Raw genomic sequence first — 2,078 nt, 5'->3', positions numbered from 1 at the left:
CTGGCGCTGGTCATCGGCAGCGCCGGCCTGGCCACCGCGGTGCTGGACGGTGCCGCCGGGCCCGGTCACAGCGGCCCCTGGGCCGTGCTGCAGACGGGGCTGTTCGCGCTGCTGTTCGCCTGGGTGGCGGCCGGCTGCGTGACCGCGGTGATGGGCTACGTGAGCCTGCGCCGCGGCGACCACCATGCGCTGAGCCCCGAAGACGTGGCCGGCCGGCCGATCGCCGAGGACGCCCGCACCGCCGTGGTGATGCCGATCTGCAACGAGGACATCGCCACCGTCGTGGCCGGCCTGCGCGCCACCATCGAATCGCTGTCGCGCGCCGGCTCGTTCGACCGCTTCGACGTCTACATGCTGTCGGATACCGGCGACCTGACGCTGCGCGACGCCGAACTGGCCGCCTGGCGCGGCCTGCGCGAGGCGCTGGCCGCCGACGGATATGACAGCAGCCGCATCTACTACCGCTGGCGCCAGCGGCGCACCAAGCGCAAGGCCGGCAACGTGGCCGACTTCTGTCGCCGCTGGGGCCGCGACTACCGCTACATGGTGGTGCTCGACGCCGACAGCGTGATGAGCGGCGACGCACTGCTGACGATGGTGCGCCTGATGGAGGCCCAGCCCAAGGCCGGCATCATCCAGACCGCGCCCCGCTCCTGCGGCCACGATTCGCTGCACGCCCGCCTGCAGCAGTTCTCCGGCCGGGTGACCGGCCCGCTGTTCAGCGCCGGCCTGCGCTTCTGGCAACTGGGAGAATCGCACTACTGGGGCCACAACGCGATCCTGCGCGTCGAACCCTTCATGAAACACTGCGCGCTGGCGAAACTGCCCGGCAAGGGCGGCCTCAGCGGCGAGATCCTGTCGCACGACTTCGTCGAGGCGGCGCTGATGCGCCGGGCCGGGTACGAGGTGTGGCTGCTGCCCGAACTCGACGGCAGCTACGAGCAGGCGCCGCCGCACCTGATCGACGAACTGACGCGCGACCGTCGTTGGTGCCAGGGCAACCTGCAGAACGCCCGGCTGGTGGCCGAACCCGGCTTTGCCGGCGTGCACCGGGCGATGTTCGTCACCGGCGCCATGTCCTACGTGGCCTCGCCGATCTGGCTGGCGTTCGTGCTGCTGGGCGTGCTCCCCTGGTTCGCCGGCGACGGCCTGCAGGCCGCGACCGAGGGGGCCGGCCTCCCGCTGGCGCAGATGATGCTGTGGAGCGCCACGCTCGCCCTGCTGCTCGTGCCTCGCGTGCTGGCGGTGCTGCTGGTGATCCGGCGCCGTCAGGAGGCCGGCTACGGTGGCCGCCAGACCCTCGTGACCAGCGCGCTGCTCGAAGCGCTGATGTCGGCAGTGCAGGCGCCGGTGCGCATGGTGGCCCACTCGATCTTCGTGCTGGGTGCGCTGACGGGGCTGAAGCTGAACTGGAAATCGCCCTCGCGGGAAGCCACCGCGGTCGGCTGGCGCGAGGCGATCGGGCGCTTCGGCGTCATCGGTGCGATCGTCGCCGCGGCACTGGCCTGGTGGCTGGCCGGCCAGCCCGGTGAGGCCTGGCGCGTGCTGCCGCTGGCCTTGCCCCTGGTGCTGGCCGTGCCGCTGGCGGTGCTCACCAGCCGCAGCGAGTTCGGCCTGGCCTGGCGTCGCCGTGGCTGGCTGCTGATTCCCGAGGAATCGCGCGCGCCGGCGGTGCTGCAGGCCGCCTGGCGCTACGCCGGCGTGGTGCGCCCGACGATCAGCGCTCCGGCGCCGGCCGGCGTTCGCAATGACGTGGCGCTCCGCGGCAGCGGCGCCGCCACCTGGCAGCGCCGTGCCCTGGCGACTGTCGGCCTCGCGATGGCCACCGGCGTGGCAGTGATTCCGCAGACCGTGGCGACCGGCGGCCTGTCGCACAGCGACCTGGCAGCGATGCGCATCGTGATGCAGGCGTCCAGCCCGTCGGCGGCGCCGCGCGTGCTCGGCGCGCTGCCGGTCCGTCGCGTGTCGACGATGCCGGCCGACAGCGTGCGCTACCCGGTGGTCCGGCGCAGCGCGACGCGCACCTGAAGCGCGACGGGCAACTCAGCGCCGCGACTGCAGCTTCGCGAACGCGGCGG

At 73.0% G+C, this 2,078-nt stretch carries 1 protein-coding gene; it reads left to right on the top strand.

The annotated features are described in order from the left end of the window. On the top strand, window positions 1–2,028 hold a 2,028-nt coding region (mdoH, locus tag Y694_RS21490; RefSeq protein WP_036236527.1), incomplete at its 5' end, for a glucans biosynthesis glucosyltransferase MdoH. Between the last annotated feature and the right edge of the window lie 50 nt (window positions 2,029–2,078).

Source organism: Methylibium sp. T29-B, from assembly GCF_000576225.1.
Classification (GTDB): domain Bacteria; phylum Pseudomonadota; class Gammaproteobacteria; order Burkholderiales; family Burkholderiaceae_C; genus Methylibium; species Methylibium petroleiphilum.
The sequence above is the reverse complement of the archived record's forward strand: the minus strand, read 5'-3'. Positions and strand labels throughout refer to the sequence as shown.